Raw genomic sequence first — 18,059 nt, 5'->3', positions numbered from 1 at the left:
CGTCGGTGCCCGCGACGCCCATCGCGATACCGATGTCGGCCAGCGCCAGCGCCGGGGCGTCATTGGTGCCGTCGCCGACGACCGCGACCGTGTGGCCCTCGGACTGCAATGCCCGGACCACGTCCTGTTTGTCCTCGGGCAGCACCTGCGCACGGAACTCGGCGATACCCAGTTCCGCCGCGACTGCCTGTGCGGTCTCCGGATGGTCGCCGGTGAGCAACACGATCCGCCGCACCCCGTCGCGGCGCAGTCCGGCCAGCACCTCGTGCGCCTCCGGCCGTACCACAATTCGTCTCTGGGCACGGATCGGCCTGTTCAGGTGGCGGCGCTGGCCCTGCGGCGGGCGTGCTGTTCGGCGCGGGCGAGCACGACGGTCGGAACCGCGGCGGCGATCGTGCTCGCGAGGACCCACCAGAACGTGGCGGCGAAACCACTGGCCTGCCCGGCGGGCGTGAGGTGGTCGCGGAACTGGCCGGCGAGGACGACGGTGAGCACGGCGGTGCCGATCGCGCCGCCTACGCGCTGGAGGACATTGAGCTGCGGAGTGGCGTCGGGGATCTTGTCCGGAGGCAGGGCACGGTAGGCGGCGGTCATCGCCGGGATGATCGACAGCCCGAAGCCGACGCCTCGGAAGACCATGACGAGACACAGCAGCAGGTACGGGGTGGTGGCGGTCAAGAACACGAACGGGATCGTCGAGATCGCCAGGACGACGGTGCCGGTAAAGGCGGTGATTCCGGCGCCGTAGCGATCGGTGAGCGGTGCCGCGAGCAGTGCGCCGAGCCCGGTCGGAGCGAGCAGCAGCCCGGCGAGGACCACGCTCTCGCCGCGGACGGTCTGGAAATACAGCGGCATCAGGATCATCCCGCCGAAATTCGCGGCACCGAGGGCGAACTGGGCGACCGACGCGGCGGTGAATGCCCGGTTGCCGTACAGCCTGAGGTCGAGCAGCGGACGCTTCGCCCGCAGGGCGTGCCCGACGAAGCCGACCAGCGCGGCCAGCCCGATCAGCAGCGCGACGACCGCCGCCGTGTCCCATGCGGCCGCGACGCCGATCTCGGCCAGGCCGTAGGTGAGGCCCACGATCCCCACGGACGCCAGGATCAGGCCGGTCACGTCCAGCCGTCCCGCGTCGCCATCCTTTCCCCGGGGCAGGAGCCACAGGGCGAGCACGACGCCGGCGACGCCGAAGGGGACGTTGAGCCAGAAGATCGCCCGCCACCCGATGCCTTCGATGAGCAGACCGCCGAGCGCGGGCCCGAGCGTCGGGGCGAGCACGATCGGCACCGCAATCAGGCTCATCACCCGCCCCATCTGCGCTTTGGCGGACTGCGCGGTCCAGATCATCGTGCCGACCGGCATAATCGCCCCGCCGCCGATGCCTTGCAGCGCCCGGGATGCGATCAGCATCCCCGCACTCTGCGAACACGCGCACAACACCGACCCGGCGGTGAACACCGCCAGCGCGGCGACATACAGCCGGGCGGCACCGAACCGACGGGCCGCCCAGCCGGTCACCGGGATGACCGCCGCGAGCGCGAGCAGGTAAGCGGTCACCACCCACTGCACCGTCCCCAGTCCGGCACGCAAGTCGGCCGAGAGGGTGTGCACGGCGACGTTGACGATCGTCGAGTCCAGGAACGACAGCGACGCGCCGATCATCACCACCCCCACCGATCGGCGCAGCGCAGGCGAGAACGGCTCCGCGGAGACGGTCATGCCCGCACCGCCTTCGCCGCGCGCACCACTACCGGGTCCCCGATCTCGGTCACCATGTCGTTCATCAGCCACGCACTCCTCAAGTTAGGCACCCCTAAGTTAGGCTGGCGGCTGTGCGCGGAGAGGCCAAGCGATACCCCGGACCGGCCAACCCGGCCGGGCGGACTTCGAGCGGTTCGCCGGAGAATCCCCAGCCGGCGAGCGCCGCGGCGGCGTCGCCCATCCTGTGCGTCGACCGCGACACCGCCCGGGACCGCGAACTGCTGCACCTGCACTCGCACCCGGAACCGATGCTCACGTGGAGTTCGACCGCGACGCTGCTGGGCACCGTCGCCAGTCGCGACTGGCTGATCCCGCCCGGCTACGGGCTCTGGGTACCCGGGGGCATCGAGCACGCCGGCTCCGTGCTGCACGCGGGCGAAATGGTGACTATCACCTTTTCCGCCGACCGCTGCCCGCTCACCTGGACCCAGCCCACCAGCTTCGCCGTCGGACCGCTGCTGCGCGAGATCACCACCCACTTGCACGACATCGCGCCCGGTGACCACACCCGTCCGGCCGCCGAGGCGCTCATGTTCGAGCTGCTCACCCCGCTGCCCGCGCACCACATCCACGTCACGATGCCCGCCGACTCGCGCGCCCGCGCGATTGCCGAAGCACTCCTCGCCCGCCCGGCCGACCAGCGCGAACTCGCCGCCTGGGCCGATCACGTCCATGCCAGCGTCCGCACCCTGTCTCGGCTGTTCCGCGCCGAAACCGGGCTCACCTTCGCCGACTGGCGTGCCCAGGTCCGCATCCGTGCCGCCGTCCCGATGCTGGCCGGCGGCACGCCAGTGAACGCCACCGCCCGCGCAGTCGGCTATCGCAAACCGAGTGCGTTCATCGCCGCATTCCGCCGGGTCACCGGCCAGACTCCCGGCACCTACCTGCCGCAGCTGCGTTAGGCCAGCCGCGGCCGGAATGCCCGAGGCGGCCGATCGACCGCACGAGGGGAGACGCACCGGTCCCCTCATCGGAGGTCAAGCGGGACAAAGGCAGCGCCGACGAGCCGTGGCGCGGGTCTCGGTGTCCGCTGCCGGGTCGCAGCCCCTGACCGGCGCCACCACGCCGCCTATGATCTGGATGTCCTCGCCGGACTGCTCGCGCTTGCCCGAACAGCAAGAACCGTCGCGCCGCCCGAACCGATCAGAGCACCTCCAGGCACACGAAGGCGCAGCCCTCGGCCATGCCGCAAGCCAGCCGGTGACACGGTCTGGGCGGGTACGGCCAACACCGGCGCCGCCGGTAATCACACGGGTTTCGCCGAACGCAAGCCGATTCTCGGCACCCGGCATTTTCCGGTTCGGACCCGATCGCCTCGCACCGACACGCCCGGCAAGGCACCCAGTCGCCATGATGATGATAATCATTCTCGTTACCGCACGGCACCGAGCAAGAGGACGAGAAATGGCCTGGACGGTGCGTACCACCGAGCTGCCGCTCGCTGCCGATGCCGCGGCACGGCTCGCCCGTAACCCGGAGGTGGTGGCGTTCGTCATGAGCCCGGTGCTGCGGCTGTATCGCATGGACGTGCCCGAGCACATCGAAGCGGGCACCCGCGACAAGGCCCGGCTGTGATGGTTCGGCGTGTTCCCCTCCTGGACTCACCACATCACGGTCGAGCGCCTGGGCCCGCTGGAGATCTGCACCGACGAGCACGGCGGGCCGTGCACACGTGGCGGCACCGCCTCACGTTCTGCCCGCTCGGCGAGCACCGATGCCGCTACACCGACGAGATCGAGACCGACGACGGATAGCGCGGAGCACCGACCCGGATCTTCGTCCGGCTCATGTTCCGCCACCGGCATCGCCGCTGGCACCGGCTGACCCGGATGCTGGCCTGAACTCGCCGCACCGACCGCCAGCCCGCGACCACTGCCCAGCGGGATCCACCGGCCAGGACGAACACCTTCCGCTCCGATCGACCCGGCCGTACTGCCGTTCTCGGCCGACAGCAGCAGTCGCCGTCCTGCGGCTCCGTCAGCGGCGCGCGCAGCGCGCATGGCTCGCGCCCCTTCCGGCACCGGGCCCCACCGCCAGCAACGAAGTTCGCTGCCAGCAGTCTTGCCAACCCGTCAGTGCGGCTTCCCGACGGACTCCGCGTCGAACGGCGCGCGGGCGCCTTCCACCCACGCCCCGGCACACACGCCGCTCGGCCACGTTGTTACTTGCAATGATTTTCATTAACCTGTGGCAGGTGCCCCCGACAGCGCTCACTTTCGAATACGCCCGCGCCGACGAGCAGCCGCTGCTGCTCGACCTGTATGTCCCCGCCGGTCCTGGGCCTTATCCGGTCGCCCTGTGGATCCACGGCGGCGCTTGGTTCCTCGGCGACCGCACCGACGACGCCGTGCTGTGCGCGGGGCTGGCCGGCCGCGGGGTAGCCGTCGCCAGCATCGACTACCGGCTCGGCGAAGCAGGCGCGTTTCCCGCGTCCGTCCATGACGCCCAAGCGGCGGTGCGCTGGCTGCGCGCACACGGCGCCGAGCACCGGCTGGCCACCGGCAAGATCGGCAGCTGGGGCGCATCGGCCGGCGGCCACCTCTCGCTGATGGCGGCCCTCTCCCCCGCCGATCCTGGCGGAAACGACCGGATCGACGCCGTGGTCGACTGCTACGGGCCCACCGATCTCGTGGCCCGCTTGGCACGGACCGACATGGAACGCGCGATCGTGCGCACCCCGCCGGACGTCGACTACCTGCGCACCGACATCGAAACCCCAGACTTGAACCGGGCGCGTCAGGCCAGCCCGCTTTACCAGCGGCTCGACCATGCGCCCCCAGTGCTGATCATGCACGGCGACCGCGACCAGCAGATGGCACTCGCCCAGAGCCGACGGCTGCACGAGGCGCTCGTCGCCGCAGGCCGCGAATCGCACCTGCTGGTGCTCGGCGGCACCGGACACGGCGATCCTCGCTACCAGTCCCCCTGGATCCTCGACACCACCGCCGCTTTCCTCAAGCAGCATCTCGACAACTCCTAGAGAGAAGAAGCTCCATGACGCAACGATCGGACCCGGCCCCGACAGCTCCCTCCGGCGACGAGGATCCCGCCGAGTTCTGGGAGAACCTGTACCGCCGGCAGCGCGACAACCACGACCTCTGGGCAGCCAGGGTCAATCCCCGGCTCGTCGAAGCCGCCGAGCCACTCCGGCCCGGCACCGCGCTGGACCTCGCCTGTGGCGCCGGCGGCGACACCCTGTGGCTCGCCCGGCGCGGCTGGCAGGTCACCGCCACCGACATCTCGACCACAGCGGTCGAAAAGGTGCAACGTCTGGCGAAAGAGGCAGATCTCGGCAGCCTCGTCACGACCGAACGACACGACCTCGCCGAGACTTTCCCCCGCGGAGCCTTCGATCTGGTGTCCGCGCAATACTTCCACACCCCGTTCGAGCTGCCGCGCGCCGCGGTTCTCCGCACAGCCGCAAAAGCACTGCGCCCCGGAGGCCGCCTTCTCGTAGTCGACCACGGGTCAACCGCCCCGTGGTCGTGGAACCAGGACCCCGACAAGCACTTCCCCACCCCGCACGAGGTCTACGCCGAACTCGGTCTCGACCCCTCGGTCTGGAGCGTGGAGCGCGCCGACACTCCGCACCGTACGGCGACCGGCCCCGGCGGGCAGACGGCGGTTGTCACCGACAACGTGCTGCTGATCCATCGGGCCGAAGGCCGGCGCGCCGCGGCTACTGAGCTGCCGGGAAATGCAAGGTCGCGAACTTCGGGAAGTCGTTGATGGTCTTGCCGATCAAGCCAGCATGATCCCGCTGTGGGTGGCCACCAGGTACACGCGAGCCGGGTCGGTGACGAACCCGCTCACCGCCATGCCATGGTGTTCACCTCGGGTGCGGCGTTGAACCGGGTGCTCATGAACGCGTCTTCACCATACGTCGCCCGGATCCATCGCAGATGCGTCCCAGCATGGGGCGGCGGAGGCACGATGTCAGCCACACACGCGAGCTCGGCCGAGCCGAGTCCGATGTGGAAGTCGGCGCCGAGCGGGCCGGCGACGTGCCGGACGACAAACTTTCCGACCGTCAAGCCGGTGACGCGCAGGACGACCTCGCCCACGAGGTGGCCTTGGGTGGCTGAGTACTAGCCGGACGCGGTACCCGGTTCCCACCACAGTGCCTGCGCGGCCGGTCGCGCGGTGGACAACGGCAGGTCGTACAGCTCCGTGGCGGTGCCTGGCTGCTCCCAGCCCGACAGCCCAGACGTGTGCGACAGCAGGTGCCGGATCAGGACGCCTTGTTTGCCGTTCGCCCGAACTCCGGCCAGTGCCGGGCCACCGGCGTGTCGAGGTCGAGTTCTCCCCCGTCGACGAGGACGAGGGCGGCGAGGGAGAGCACGGTTTTCGTCGTGGAAAAGACGCTCACGAGCGGGTCGGTTTGCCATGGCAGGACCTCCGCCTGATCCTGCCATTCGCCTCACAGGTCCACCGCGAACTCCCCGTCGATGGTCACGGCGACAGACGCGCCGAGCTCGTCGCCATGGGAAAGCTCATCCTCGAAGGTTTCGCGCAGTGCTCCGAACCGTTCGTCACTCTTCCCGTCGATGTTCGCTGGCATCATGGTTTCGGCTGCGGAATTTGGCGTGTCCTCGTCCGCGTGGACTGACACCTGCGCTACGAGCCAGTAACTTTGCCAGATCGGCAAGTGCGCATGCACGCCATCGCGGCGCCCGCACCGGCCACTGCAGCGATCCCGACGCCCACCAGCCACCACGTCATCGCCGGCCTGCCGCCGTCGGCGGAATTCGCGGCTGGAGTCGCGTCGCCGACAAGGAACCGCACTTCGGACGACACCGTGATCGGTGCCGCGCCCTTCGGGGTTATCTTTGCGGTGAAGCTGGTGCGGTACTCCCCTGGCGCGCTGAACGCCCAGTTCGCATGCGTGTGCACGTTGGGCGCGACGGGCAGCTCAGCTGGCGGGCCGGTGCTGTCCCAGACGGCTTCGGGGGGCCGGAACCCGCCATAGTCGAGGAACACGTGCAGCGCGCCCGGACCTTCGATTTCTTTCAGCGAAAGGGAAATCGACGCGGGTGGCTGAGCGAGCAGACCCGGGTGCCGAGTGTTCCAGCCGACCCAGACCACACCCGGCGTCTGGGTCTGCGGCACGAGGTAGACAGTGCTCCCGGCAGCGCCCAGGAAGTCGTAGCCGGCGCCAGCGGGCACCGCGGATTTCGCCGCGTCGCTCACCCGGAGGACGACGTCGCCGGGGTCGCGCCAGGTTGCGGTACCCGAGGAGTCGTCCTTGATGCGGATGTTCCAGTGTCCGTTGTCGAGCGCGGGGCCGATGTCGAGGTGGCCGTCGCGGATCTCGATCGGCCGTCCTGCTTCCTCTGCGAACGCCATTCCGGCCGGACAGCCGAGAAAACCGAGCATAGCCGCGACGAACACGGCAAGCAGCCGCCCGGCGTGCCGTCGGCAGCTGCCGTCGACGCCACGCCGGGCAGCGTTGGACCTGGACTTCATGCCTTGGTCTTGCTCCGCAAGCGGGCGAAGAACACCCCACCGCCGATCAGTAACACCAGAACCGCCACGCCGCCGATAACGAGTCCCGCGGGCACGCCGCTTGAGACATCTTGTCCGCGCGGGGCAACTGGGTTCTCGACGCGCACGACAGGCACCATCGCTTCGCCGACCTGTGCGCCCGAACCGTCGCGGACGACCGCGCGGATTTCGGCGCCGTGCCAGGCAGCGTCGACCTTCTGGCTCAGCGTGCTGCCGTGGCTGTCGCCGAGCGCGGCGTACTCGTTCTCGCCGTTCTTGCGCACCGACCAGTCGATGACGCTGTCCGGTGCGGCGCCGACTGCGGTGAACGTCGTGGTCTCTCCCGGGGCATACGTCGGCTTCGCGGAGGTCACTCGCACGTTCGTGGCGGCTCCGGTGGCGTCGGAGACCGAGATCCGCAGCGGCGCGGACTCGCTGAGAATGGCATGGTCGGCGTTGAACAACCGTGCCGTGATCTCCGCGCCGTCGAGGTCCGCCGTGATCAGCAGCTTCTGATCAGCCAGGCGGGATTCCTCGATCCACTCGTAGGAGTCCTCCCCCGGCTTGCGCAGATACCAGTGGTAGTGCTCGTCGGCCGTCGGCGGATTCTGCACCGAGGTGAACGAAGCGGTTGCTCCCGCAGGGTATGTCTGGCGGTCGGGGGTGACCGTCAGGGTTGTCGTAGGCGGCAGCGCGCGGACGCTGATCTTCTGCGGCTTCGACTTGTCGAGCACAGCCCCGTCCGCTCCCACGTGTTCGACGTACACCGTTGTCCCGTCGAGCGCACGGGTCGGCTTTTCGGCGTAGGTCGCCGTTTTCTGCTTCTCGTCGAGGACGGGGGCGGTCCTGCCGGGTTTCGTGGCGTACCAGCGGTAGGAACCACCCAGCGCCGCGCCCGCGGGCAACATGGCCGTGAGGGTGACGGTCTGGCCGACGAAGTACTCTCCGTCCACTTTGTTCGGCACCACGGTCAAGTGGTCGAGCGACGCCGCCGCGGGCGGATCCGGCTGCTTCACCGGGTCCGCCGGAGTGTCGGCCAGATCGCCGACCTGGAAGCGCACCGTGGCGTCGTCGGACACCGGCGTGCCGTCGGCGAGGCTCGCCGAAACCGTGAACCCGATGTCGTAAGTCCCCTTCGCGGTGAAGGTCCAGGTGGCGTGCGTGTGCGCGCCGACCTCGCCGCTGACCGAGGTGAACACCGAGCCCGGCACAAGCAGCTGGCTGACCTTGGTGTGGTCGAACCCGCCGGGTTGGGTGACGGCGAACCTCGGTGCGGTCGCGTCGCCGGCGTAGCTGAAGCCGGTGTAGCTGATCTTGACGGTGCCCTTGAGCAGGCCGCGCTGGATGCCCTCAAACGACCAGCCCGGCCACACGACGGACTGGTCCTGTGCCTCGGTGGTGACCCAGGCTTCGGTGCCTTCCGGGCCGAGGAAGCCGTACCCCGCGGGCAGCTTCACGTGGGAGCTGTCGGTCTCGGGGATATGCAGGACCAGGTTCTCCGGCTCCTTGACGCCGTTCGGGGTCAAGGAGCGGATGGCCAGCTTGCCGTCGCGGACCTCGGGATAGATCGTGTCGACATGCTTGCCCGCGCCCATGACCTCGCGGTCGGCCGCGGGGTCGAAAGCGGAGGCCGGCACCGGCGCAAGCAGCGTCGTCGCGCCGGCGAACGCGGCGAGCAGGGCGGCAAGACGCGCGGAGCGCCGCCGTAGTACTGGATGGTGCACGAACTTCCTTTCGGGACGAGCATCGGCAGCCGAGCGGAAGCTCAGCTGCCCTGCGGGGTACCGGTACGGCCGCTGCGGCGTGCGAGCACGAGCAGGCAGGTACCGGCGATTACGGTGGCCAGCCCGAGAGCGACGAACGCTCCCGGCTGCGCGCCGGTCCGGGCGAGCGCCTGGGTTTCCGCGGCAGGGCCGGGAGCCCCGCCCGCCGCCGGATCCTCTGGACCGCCGCGCTTCCCGACGGGTGCCGTACTGGTCGAAACGGACGAGCTCGGACCAGGGGTCGTGCCGGATGGGAAGGCGGCCCTCGGGTCGACGTCGCCGACGGCGAAGTTGTAGACCTTCGTGTCCCGCAACGTTTCTCCGCTTGGCGCAGTGGACGTGACCGTGAAAGTCAGGTGGTAGATGCCCGCTGCGGAGAACGCCCAGTTCGCGTGCGCATGGGTGCCGAGGCCGACCTGCGAAGACTGCGGCAGCGCCTGCCTGCTGTCGAATACCTTGCTGGAGATCCCGCCCACCGCGTCGTTCTGGAAGACCGCGACGCTGCCGGGGCCTGCGACCTTGGCCAGGCTCCACTCGACGCCGGGCGGTGCCTGCTCCGGCGATAGCGCCTCGGTGCTCCAGCCCGCCCACACGATCGCGGGGTCTTGGGTCTGCGGGATCAGCCACACCGGTGCTCCCGGTTCGCCGAGGAACCCGAAGACCGGGTCGTCGGGCAGAGTCTGCTTCGCCGCGGGGACGACGTGGAACACCGTGCGGTCCGGCGACCGCCAAGCGGGTTCGGGCACCCCGGCGCCGCCGAGGCCGGTGCTGTCCTTGATGTCCACGCGCAGCCGGCCGTCCGAGGCGATGCGCGGGGCGAGGGCGTCCACGTGCCCCGAGTCCAGCACGATCGCCTCCGGCTCGAGGTCGTCCTCGGGCACACCAGGCACCGTCGAGGCGGTGCCCGGTGCGGAAGACGTCGGCGCCGTGGAGCTGCTCGACGGCACCGTGGTCGTGCTCGACGAGGTCGGCGGCGTGGCCCCTTCGCCCGGCTCCACGGACGACGGGTCGACCTCGCCCACTGCCAGCGCGAGCGTCACCGTGTCGCTGACCGCCGTGCTGTCGGCGAGTTTGCCCGCGACGGTGAACTTCATGCGGTAGACGCCCTGCGCACTGAAGGTCCAGTTGACGTGGCTGTGGGTGAACATCGTCATCGGCGTGGTCTGCGGCAGCGGTTTCGCGCCGTTGAGCAGCATCCGCGGACCGGCGTTGAAGGTCGCGTTCATCCACAGCGCCGCCGTGCCCGGGCCGTCGACGGCGTCCAGGCTCCAGTCGAGGTGGTCCCCGGCGAACTGCTGATCGCCCGGCGGGTTAATCGCCTCCGTGCTCCAGCCCGCCCACACGTTGGCCGCCAGATCGGTTTCCTGCTGGCGGATCGTCCACAGCTTCTGCCCGGGGGCGCCGATCTCGGCGAAGTCCGCGCGGTCGGGCACCGTGAACGTGGTCTGCGGCTGGACGTGGAGGACCAGGTCCTCGGGGTCGCGCCACTTCACCGGCTTGCCCGCCATCGAGCTGTCCTTGGACTCCACGTGCAGCCCGCGGCCGTCCAGAACCGGGGCGAGCACGTCGATGTGACCGTGTTCCAGGACGAACTTGCTGCCGGCCGGCACAGCCTCGCCGACTCCGCCCGGGGCAATCGGGTCGGGCCGCGATGCGGCGGACGCCGGTCCCCCGCCCAAGGCGAGCGCTCCCGCGAGAACGGACACCGACAAGACGCCTGCGACGACACTGGCGAAGCACTTTTGGGCGCGCATCAGCGTCCGTCTCCCACGCGAGCGCGGCGACGACTCGCGAAGAATACGAGCCCGCTGCCGGCGACGAGCATCGCCCCGCCCGCGCTCAGCGGCAGGACCGCGGAGAACCCGGTGTAGGCGAGCCGATCGTTGCCACCGGAATCGGGCGCGCCTGCGGAGCCCGGTTGCCGCTGGTCCTGCCCGGCAGCCGTTCCGCCGGTGCCATTCGTGGGCGTCCCGGGCCCGAATGCCTGCTCGGGATCGGCGTTGCCGACTGCGAAACCGTAAGTCTGGGTGTCGGTGTAAGTGCTGCCACCGGCCTGCTTCGCGGTCAGAGCGAAAGTAAGCCGGTAGATGCCCTCCTTTGGGAAAATCCAGTTCGCGTGCGCGTGCGTGGCGAGGGGTACCTGCATGGCGGTCGGCGTGCCCGGGGCGTTGCCCAGCAGTAATTTCTCATCGCCGAAGGTGCCGGTGGTGAAGATCGCCACGGGGGCTGGCCCTTGCACGGAGGTGAGAGTGCAGGACACCGAACCCGCGATCTGCTGCGGCGTCAGCGCCTCAGTGCTCCAGCCCGCCCAGATGACACCGTCCTGCTGCACCTGCGGGATCAGATACACCAGGTCGCCGGGTTTGCCCGCGAACGAGAGCTTGTCGTTGTCGGGCAGCGGGAACCGCGCTGCCGGGCGCACCTGGAACACGACATCGGCGGGGCGGCGCCACGTGACCTTGCCGGCCTGGGTGCTGTCTTTGACCTGGATCTGGAACTTGTTGCCGACGATCCGGGGTGCGAGCGCGTCGACGTGCCCCTCACCGAGTACGACGTGGCCGGACGCGGTGTCGCCGGTGCCCGCCGCTGCGGCCGTTGGCACGCCTCCGGCCTGCGCTGGGGGTTGAGCCGGGGAGTGGCCCCACGCCGCAGGCACCGGGTTTTCCGTGCGGGGATGTTCCGGCGCAGGCGACGTCGCAGCGGGCTGATCAGGTACCGCAGATGTCTCTGCGGCGACATCGACGGTATAGATCGCCGGGGCAGACACCGAACGGCCCGAAGCGAGGGTCGCCGAGACGGTGAACGCGACCCGGTAGCGACCAGGAGCGTCGAAGACCCAGCCGAAGTCGCCGCTGCGCCCGGCGGGCATCGCGTAGGTCTCCGGCCTTGCGCTGTCCATCGTGGAACTGTCGAACCGGGGCACCTGCAGTCCGTCTTCGACGGTGTATGCCCGGAACCGGCCGGGCCCCTGCACTGAGTCGAGCGTCCAGCCTGCCTCGCCGGAGGGCAGGCTCGTGGTGTCCCAGTCGGGCAGACCCCCCGCGCCGTCGGTCATCGCGGTGTGCTGCTGTGCGTGCAGCACCACGCCGGCCGGGTCGAGCAGGGCCCCGCCGTCGCCGTCGGCGACCCAAACGCGCACGGTGTCGTCCTCGGCCGTGACCACCGCGAGCTGGTTCGCCGGCAGCGACGCCGTCGCCGCGTCCGCCACAGCGGACGGCACGAGCGCACTGGCCGTGAAAAACGTGCACACGACAAACGTGTGCCGGAGAATTCCGTTGGGAGCAGGCATGTCTGTGTCCTTGACCGGATGGAAGGAGACCGTGCGGCCCGGAGAGCTCCGGGCCGCACGGGTTCAGCACTCGCGAAGCCTGAAAGCTCAGGCGTCGACCTGGAACGTGTACGCGGCGGGACCCGAGTCGACCACCGTGCCGTCGGGCAGCGTGGCGGTGACGTCGAACGTCACGGTGTAAGTCCCTGATGCGGTGAAAGCCCAGTTGGTGTGGTGGTGGTCCCCGGCGTGGAAGGCGTGCACGTCCGGCAGGCCGTCGCCGGTGTCGTAGAGAACGGTCGGCGCGCCTGAGCCGTCGGTGTCGAACACCGCGACTTCCCCGGGACCGGTGATCCCGGTGAGCGCGACGTCGAGTTTGTCGCCGGCGAACGTGCCCGACTCGACGTTTTCCGCGCTGAACCCGGCGAAGAGCACGCCGTCCTGCTGGTCCTGCGGAAGGACCCACACCGGGCTGCCCGCGGAACCGAGGAAGGCGTACGCCGGGTCCGCCGGCACGGTGATCTTGGTGCTCGACACCGCTTCGAGGACCACGTCTGCCGGCTCCCGGTCCACCGCCGGGTCGACGGTGTGGTCGTGCAGGTGGACCTCGATCGCGCCGTCCTCGTACTCCGCCTCGACGACGTCGACGTGGCCCGCGGAGATGACGACCGGGGCGGCCTGCGCGACCGCGGCTCCGCCGAGCATCGCGGCGGCCGCCATCGCAGCCACCGGGACGATTCTGGTCAATCTCATGGTGAATTTCCTCTCTCTGGACGGAAAACCGGAATCAACGCGAATCGACAGCCGGAGCCGGGCGGGCCCGCAGCTTCGCCAGCAACCCGTGCCGCGGCGCGAGGAACCAGCACAGCAGGAAGGCCGCGGTGACAGTGAGCACGACCAGCCCGCCGGCGGCGAGATCCCAGGCGTAGGACAGGTACAGCCCGACCACGCAGCTGCCTGCGCCCATTGCCGGGGCGAGCAGCATCATCACGCCCAGCCGGTCGGTCAGCAGCCGCGCCGCGCCCGCCGGGGTGATCAGCAGCGCCAGCACCAGCACGTTGCCCACCGCCTGCAGGGAGATCACGATGGCGAGCGTGACCATCGCGTAGAGCGCGATGTCCAGCCAGAACACCGGCATCCCCAGCGCGCGGGCCTGTTCCCGGTCCAGGCTCGCGGCGACGAGTTTGGTGTGCAGCAGCGCCGCCAGCGCCAGCAGCAAAGCCCCGATCACCGCGACGTTGCGGACATCGTCGTCGCTGATCCCGAGGATCGAGCCGAACAGGAACGACTCCAGCGACCCGCTGTAGCCGGGGGCGGTGCTGAGCACCACGATACCGAGCCCGAACGCGGCAGCGAAGAAGATCCCGATCACCGAGTCCTCTTTGAGCCGACGGTTCTGGGAGAACACGGCCACCAGCAACGCGGTCAGCAGCCCCGCGACAGCACCGCCCACGACGAGGTCGAACCCGAACACGAACGCCACCGCGACGCCCGGGAACACCGAGTGCGCCACCGCATCGCCGATGAAAGCCATCCCGCGCAGGACGACGTGGCTGCCGATCACCCCGCACACCGCGCCCGACATCACCGCGACCAGCAGCGCGCGCCGCCAAAAGTCGTACTCCCACGGCCCCGCAAGGAATTCCAGGACCCCGTTCACGCAGCACCGCCGAGGATGCGCAGCAGCTGCTCCGGCCGGGCGAGCCCGAACGCACGCAGCCACACGTCGGCCTCGGCCAGCCGAGCCGGTTCGTCGTCGGCGATGACGGTGCGGTTGAGCAGGCACAATCGGGTGCACATCCCTGCGGCGGCGGCGAGGTCGTGCGTGGTCATCAGCAGGGCGGTCCCCTCGGTGGACAGCAGGGACAGCAGTTCGGTGAGCGCCTCCTGGGTCGGCGCGTCGATGCCGGTGAACGGCTCGTCCAGCAGAAGCAGACGAGGCCGCATCACCAGCGCGCGGGCGACGAGCACCCGTTGCCGCTGCCCGCCGGACAGCTCGCCGACGGGGCGGGAAGCGAGGTCGTTCATGCCGACCCGCCGCAGTGCCTCACGCGCCGCTTCGCGCTCGTTTTTGTCGGCGATCCGGCCCCACCGCCGCCGGTGTGCCAGCCCGGTGAGAACGGCCTTCTCGACGGAAATTGGGAAATCCCAGGCGAACTCGTGTCGTTGCGGTACGTAGCCGACGGTGCCACGGGCTTCGGCCGGAGACCGCCCGCCGACCCGCAGGGTGCCCGTGCGCGCCGGTTGCAACGCGAGGATCGTGCGCAACAGAGTCGTCTTTCCGGCTCCGTTCGGGCCGAGCAGCCCGACCAGTTCCCCTTCGTCCAGGTTCAGGTCGACGTCGTGGAGAACCTGCCTGCCACCGAGTTCGACGGCGACGCCGCTCAGCGCCAGTTGCCGCTCCGCCATCTCAGCTCGCCTCCGTTCGCCGACCGCGGCGCCGAAACACGACGAGCACGACGGTCCCGACGAGCACGACGGCGACCGCCGCACCGGCGATCCACGCGGTCGGCCGGCTCCCGGAGCCATCGCTCGCCCGCGGCGCCTCGTCGCTCCCCGCGGCCGGTGCGCGCGGCGCGACGGTCGAGGCGACCGCGAACGCCTGAGCCGGATCGCCGTCTCCGATGTGCACGCGCAGCACCTGTCGGTCGACGACCCGTCGACCATCCACCGTGGACGCGCTCATCTCGATGCCCAGCAGGTATGTGCCCGGCGCGCCGAAGGCCCAGTTGCCGTGCACATGGCTGTTGACCTCGATGCCGGTCTCTTGCGGCAACGGCTTCCGCGAATCGAAGATCACCTGCGGCGCCCCGAACGCACCAGTGAGAAACAGCGAGAACGGGCCTGGTCCCTGGACCGTCTGCAGCCGCCAGGTGACCTCGCGGTCGACCTTCGTCGCCGTCTCCGGATCCTGGGTATTCCAGCCGGGCCACACGGTGCCGGCACGCTGTGTCTGCGGCAGCAGCCAGACGTTGGATTCAGGTGTGCCCAGGAACCCATACTCCGTCCCCGGGGGCACCTCCGTGCGCGCGTCCTCGCCCGCGTGCAGGACGACGTCGTCGAGCTGACGCCACACCGGCGCTGCACCGGTGTCGTCGCGCACCTGGACGGTCCACTTGCCGTTGAGGAAACGCGGGCCCATGTCGACGTGACCGTCGTCGATCACGACGCGGCCGCCCGGCGAGTCGGCCGGCGCTTCCTGCGCCGCGCCGGGCACGACAGGGGTGAGGACGGCGGCCACCGCCGCAACGACGAGCCACCGCGCCGCGCGCGTCATCGGGTTCCGCCCAGGCACCGGGCGATCTCGTCCGCGTTGTGCCGCATCATGTCCACATAGGTCCGGGTCTTCGCGTCGAAGGCATCGCCGTAGAGCGAACACACCTGCACGCGCTGGTCGTGGGCGACCTGGATGAGCGTCGAAGCGCGCTGCGCCAGGTTCGGTTCGGTGAACACCGCGGGCACGTGCAGGTTCCGGATCGTCTCGGTCAGTTTGCGGACGTCCTCGACGCTCGGTTCCTGCGCGGGGTTCGGCACAACGAAGCCCGCGACCTTCAACCCGTAGGCGTCGGCGAGGTAGCCGAACGCGTCGTGGGTCGTCACCAGCTGCCGGTTTCCCGCCGGGACGGTGGCGATCGTGCGGGCCAAGTAGTCGTCGAGGTCGGCTAGCCGCCGCCGGTAGCTTGCGGTATTGCGGTCGTACTCCGCGGCGCCATCGGGATCGACCTTCTTGAGCGTATCGCGGATCAGCTGCGCATACGCCGCCGCGTTGTCAGCGTCCTGCCACAGATGCGGGTCGATCTCCCCGTGCACGTGCTTACCCAGAACCGCTTGCGGCAGCTGGAAAATCTGCGCACCCGGCGATCCGAGAAACGCGAACCGCTGGTCGTCGGGGACCTGGTCCATCGCCTTGTTCGGCACTTCGATCACGGCGTCGGCTGCCGCGACCTTCTCCTGCGCCGTGCCGCCGGCGGCGTCGTTGAAGGTGTACAGCGTGCGCTCGTCCATATCGACGGTCAAGTCGGTGTGCCCCTCGTCGAGCACGCGCTTGCCCGGTGCCGCGGAATGCGGATCCACCCCGACGGCGAAGGTGAAAGTTCCCTCCCCCAACGGTTTCGGTGCAGCTGCTGGTTCGTTCAGCTGGGCGCGCAGCGTCAGCTCGTACACTCCCGGCGCGCTGAACGCCCAGTTGAGGTGGGTGTGCGCCGAGGGAGGGAGCGTCGTCGCGTCGCGCTGGTCGAATCCATCCGCCGAGGAAAAGTACACCTGCGGCTGCCCCAGCGATTCGGTCAGGTACGCCGTCATCGTGCCGGGGCCGTTGAGCGCGGTCGCCGAGAGCTGGATCTCCGAGGTGCGCGTGGCTCCGAACTGCTTGCCGTCGCCGCGCACCCGCAGCCCCAGCCACAGCACGTCCAGCCCGACGTTCTCCACGAGCGGGATCACGTGTGCGCCATAGGATTCCGAGTCCTCAGCCAGCGAAACGTTCGGCGTGCCTTCGCGCGCGTTGGAGTCGATCGCCTTGATCAGACGCTGCTCTTCCAGCAACAGGTGATTGGTGAACGTGACATCGGCCTGCGCCACGCGCTTCGCGTCGGCCGGCGTCGGCTCGTATGAGTGCGGATCACCGCCGGAGGGAACGATGGAGCTCACCTGCACCCGATCGCCCCCGACCGCGTGGACCAGGTCAGCCAGAATTTCGGTCGTCGTCACCACCGAAACACCGGCACCGGACCGCGCCACCGACGCACACCCGCCCACGACGAACACCATTGCCGCACACATGCCCATGGCGCGTGCGGCCGCACGCTTGTGCATCCAGACCTTCCCGCGAAAACCCGTATCGAGAACAGAGCGCCAGGTTCACCCCAACTGCCGCTCATCCGGCAAAGCCGAACCTAACGGACATGAAAAGGATTATCAATATCGAAACCAGTGACCTTGCGTGACGAGGCGTGACATCGCTGATTCCGCATCCATGCTCCCGATCCGGCCCCACCAGGGACGCTCGGATGCTCGGCAGTCGCCGAGCTGCCGCGAGACGTTCGTCCTCCCGCAGGGCCGCATCCCTGTCGTCGGTGATTCCACGGAATGCCAGGTCTTCTCGGCAGCCGCAGCAGTGGTTTGGCTTCGGGGTGGCGAGTTCGGGCTGCCCGCACGGAGGGGTGCTCGTCAGTACGGCCAGCGACCGTGTCCGATGAGGACATTCGGATCGAAGATAGTGCCCTGACATTCCTGCAAGATGGCCCGGAACTGCCACCCGGATCGTTGTACTGCACCCTCGTCCAGCCCGACGAGCAACACCCTGGTGCCCGGTCCGAGGGCGAAGTCCCTCGCGCGTTGCCGGTCGAGGCGATGTGCACAGTCATCATATGCACGCCGACGTCGCGGGCACAGGTCATTCCGGAGCCAGCCGGCCAGTCCGGTGCCGCTGTCCACACGCGCGCTGGCTGCGCGCTGTCCTGCTGTGGCCGGGACGTCGAGACCGGCTGCGGCTCGCACGACAGCCGCTGCCCACCGGGTCGCAGCAACTGCACGGAAAGATCCACTGCGTCGACCCGGCCTCCGGGCGCCATCCGCGCAGCAGGCAGGAAGCAAGTTCGTCGGCCAGCAGAACCCAGAACTCCAGGCGTTCGCGCGGACTGAGGTGCCCACTCACGTTCATGGCAATCACCCCGTCGATCCGGTCCGGCAGCCGGGCCCGCAGCACGTCGGCGCCAAGGACCGGCACGCGGGGCCCGAGGTCCTTGTCGCCCGCGACCCGTGCCAGCAGTGCTGCGCAACCTCGG

General features: G+C 69.5%; 17 protein-coding genes and 1 pseudogene. 4 read left to right on the top strand and 14 right to left on the bottom strand.

From position 1 onward, the window contains the following. Both ABD793_RS41760 and ABD793_RS41755 read right to left on the bottom strand, forming a co-directional pair. Nucleotides 1-412: HAD-IC family P-type ATPase (locus ABD793_RS41760; RefSeq protein WP_344869331.1), on the bottom strand; the 412-nt coding region annotated here is incomplete at its 3' end. Beyond that, nucleotides 316-1,719 (bottom strand): DHA2 family efflux MFS transporter permease subunit, encoded by a 1,404-nt coding sequence (locus ABD793_RS41755; protein WP_344869329.1) that lies wholly within the window; start codon nucleotides 1,717-1,719, stop codon nucleotides 316-318. The genes ABD793_RS41755 and ABD793_RS41760, both read right to left, overlap by 97 nt. A 113-nt stretch (nucleotides 1,720-1,832) precedes the next feature. Here ABD793_RS41755 and ABD793_RS41750 point away from each other — a divergent pair, with 113 nt between their 5' ends. From ABD793_RS41750 to ABD793_RS41735, 4 genes are all read left to right on the top strand, one after another. Then, nucleotides 1,833-2,663: a helix-turn-helix domain-containing protein gene (locus tag ABD793_RS41750; protein ID WP_344869328.1), complete on the top strand. Its 831-nt coding sequence runs from the start codon at nucleotides 1,833-1,835 to the stop codon at nucleotides 2,661-2,663. Nucleotides 2,664-3,165: 502 nt separating this feature from the next. After that, nucleotides 3,166-3,336 carry a hypothetical protein gene (locus tag ABD793_RS41745; RefSeq protein ID WP_344869326.1) on the top strand — a complete coding sequence of 57 codons (171 nt, stop codon included), beginning with the start codon at nucleotides 3,166-3,168 and terminating at the stop codon, nucleotides 3,334-3,336. A gap of 619 nt (nucleotides 3,337-3,955) precedes the next feature. Next, nucleotides 3,956-4,741, top strand: a complete 786-nt coding sequence (locus ABD793_RS41740) for an alpha/beta hydrolase fold domain-containing protein (RefSeq protein WP_344869324.1) — start codon at nucleotides 3,956-3,958, stop codon at nucleotides 4,739-4,741. A gap of 14 nt (nucleotides 4,742-4,755) precedes the next feature. Beyond that, nucleotides 4,756-5,490 carry an SAM-dependent methyltransferase gene (locus ABD793_RS41735; protein ID WP_344869323.1) on the top strand — a complete coding sequence of 245 codons (735 nt, stop codon included), beginning with the start codon at nucleotides 4,756-4,758 and terminating at the stop codon, nucleotides 5,488-5,490. A gap of 80 nt (nucleotides 5,491-5,570) precedes the next feature. On the opposite strand, the gene ABD793_RS41730 is transcribed toward ABD793_RS41735, so the two are convergent. The 12 genes and pseudogenes from ABD793_RS41730 to ABD793_RS41675 form a co-directional block, all read right to left on the bottom strand. Then, nucleotides 5,571-5,825, bottom strand: a complete 255-nt coding sequence (locus ABD793_RS41730; RefSeq protein ID WP_344869321.1) for a hypothetical protein — start codon at nucleotides 5,823-5,825, stop codon at nucleotides 5,571-5,573. 24 nt (nucleotides 5,826-5,849) lie between these two features. Next, nucleotides 5,850-6,130, bottom strand: a pseudogene (locus tag ABD793_RS42950) (serine hydrolase domain-containing protein). A 51-nt stretch (nucleotides 6,131-6,181) separates the two neighbouring features. After that, nucleotides 6,182-6,373: a hypothetical protein gene (locus tag ABD793_RS41720; RefSeq protein ID WP_344869317.1), complete on the bottom strand. Its 192-nt coding sequence runs from the start codon at nucleotides 6,371-6,373 to the stop codon at nucleotides 6,182-6,184. Nucleotides 6,374-6,378: 5 nt separating this feature from the next. After that, entirely contained in the window at nucleotides 6,379-7,227 is an 849-nt protein-coding gene (locus ABD793_RS41715) for a TIGR03773 family transporter-associated surface protein (RefSeq protein ID WP_344869315.1), read from the bottom strand. Continuing rightward, entirely contained in the window at nucleotides 7,224-8,969 is a 1,746-nt protein-coding gene (locus ABD793_RS41710) for a choice-of-anchor M domain-containing protein (RefSeq protein WP_344869313.1), read from the bottom strand. Before ABD793_RS41710 ends, ABD793_RS41715 begins: the two co-directional genes overlap by 4 nt. A gap of 41 nt (nucleotides 8,970-9,010) precedes the next feature. Beyond that, nucleotides 9,011-10,762, bottom strand: coding sequence for a choice-of-anchor M domain-containing protein (locus ABD793_RS41705; protein ID WP_344869311.1), 1,752 nt, complete (start codon nucleotides 10,760-10,762; stop codon nucleotides 9,011-9,013). Then, nucleotides 10,762-12,297, bottom strand: coding sequence for a TIGR03773 family transporter-associated surface protein (locus ABD793_RS41700; RefSeq protein WP_344869309.1), 1,536 nt, complete (start codon nucleotides 12,295-12,297; stop codon nucleotides 10,762-10,764). Before ABD793_RS41700 ends, ABD793_RS41705 begins: the two co-directional genes overlap by 1 nt. 87 nt (nucleotides 12,298-12,384) lie before the next feature. Continuing rightward, a complete protein-coding gene (locus tag ABD793_RS41695) occupies nucleotides 12,385-13,029 on the bottom strand; it encodes a choice-of-anchor M domain-containing protein (protein ID WP_344869308.1) in 645 nt (214 codons plus the stop codon). A gap of 34 nt (nucleotides 13,030-13,063) precedes the next feature. Next, nucleotides 13,064-13,936 carry an anchored repeat-type ABC transporter permease subunit gene (locus tag ABD793_RS41690; protein WP_344869306.1) on the bottom strand — a complete coding sequence of 291 codons (873 nt, stop codon included), beginning with the start codon at nucleotides 13,934-13,936 and terminating at the stop codon, nucleotides 13,064-13,066. Further along, nucleotides 13,933-14,685, bottom strand: coding sequence for an anchored repeat-type ABC transporter ATP-binding subunit (locus ABD793_RS41685; RefSeq protein WP_344869304.1), 753 nt, complete (start codon nucleotides 14,683-14,685; stop codon nucleotides 13,933-13,935). Before ABD793_RS41685 ends, ABD793_RS41690 begins: the two co-directional genes overlap by 4 nt. Before the next feature lies 1 nt (nucleotide 14,686). Then, nucleotides 14,687-15,553, bottom strand: a complete 867-nt coding sequence (locus ABD793_RS41680) for a TIGR03773 family transporter-associated surface protein (RefSeq protein ID WP_344869303.1) — start codon at nucleotides 15,551-15,553, stop codon at nucleotides 14,687-14,689. Next, nucleotides 15,550-17,088, bottom strand: a complete 1,539-nt coding sequence (locus ABD793_RS41675; RefSeq protein WP_344869301.1) for an anchored repeat ABC transporter, substrate-binding protein — start codon at nucleotides 17,086-17,088, stop codon at nucleotides 15,550-15,552. Before ABD793_RS41675 ends, ABD793_RS41680 begins: the two co-directional genes overlap by 4 nt. Between the last annotated feature and the right edge of the window lie 971 nt (nucleotides 17,089-18,059).

The organism is Amycolatopsis ultiminotia, from assembly GCF_039536925.1.
Taxonomy (GTDB): domain Bacteria; phylum Actinomycetota; class Actinomycetes; order Mycobacteriales; family Pseudonocardiaceae; genus Amycolatopsis; species Amycolatopsis ultiminotia.
This window is presented reverse-complemented; position numbering and strand designations above follow the sequence as displayed.

Coding starts and splice junctions, on each gene's coding strand:
- ABD793_RS41755 (WP_344869329.1), bottom strand. CDS start 1,719: ATGACCGTCTCCGCGGAGCCGTTCTCGCCTGCGCTGCGCCGATCGGTG.
- ABD793_RS41745 (WP_344869326.1), top strand. CDS start 3,166: ATGGCCTGGACGGTGCGTACCACCGAGCTGCCGCTCGCTGCCGATGCC.
- ABD793_RS41735 (WP_344869323.1), top strand. CDS start 4,756: ATGACGCAACGATCGGACCCGGCCCCGACAGCTCCCTCCGGCGACGAG.
- ABD793_RS41715 (WP_344869315.1), bottom strand. CDS start 7,227: ATGAAGTCCAGGTCCAACGCTGCCCGGCGTGGCGTCGACGGCAGCTGC.
- ABD793_RS41705 (WP_344869311.1), bottom strand. CDS start 10,762: ATGCGCGCCCAAAAGTGCTTCGCCAGTGTCGTCGCAGGCGTCTTGTCG.
- ABD793_RS41700 (WP_344869309.1), bottom strand. CDS start 12,297: ATGCCTGCTCCCAACGGAATTCTCCGGCACACGTTTGTCGTGTGCACG.
- ABD793_RS41695 (WP_344869308.1), bottom strand. CDS start 13,029: ATGAGATTGACCAGAATCGTCCCGGTGGCTGCGATGGCGGCCGCCGCG.
- ABD793_RS41685 (WP_344869304.1), bottom strand. CDS start 14,685: ATGGCGGAGCGGCAACTGGCGCTGAGCGGCGTCGCCGTCGAACTCGGT.
- ABD793_RS41680 (WP_344869303.1), bottom strand. CDS start 15,553: ATGACGCGCGCGGCGCGGTGGCTCGTCGTTGCGGCGGTGGCCGCCGTC.
- ABD793_RS41675 (WP_344869301.1), bottom strand. CDS start 17,088: ATGCACAAGCGTGCGGCCGCACGCGCCATGGGCATGTGTGCGGCAATG.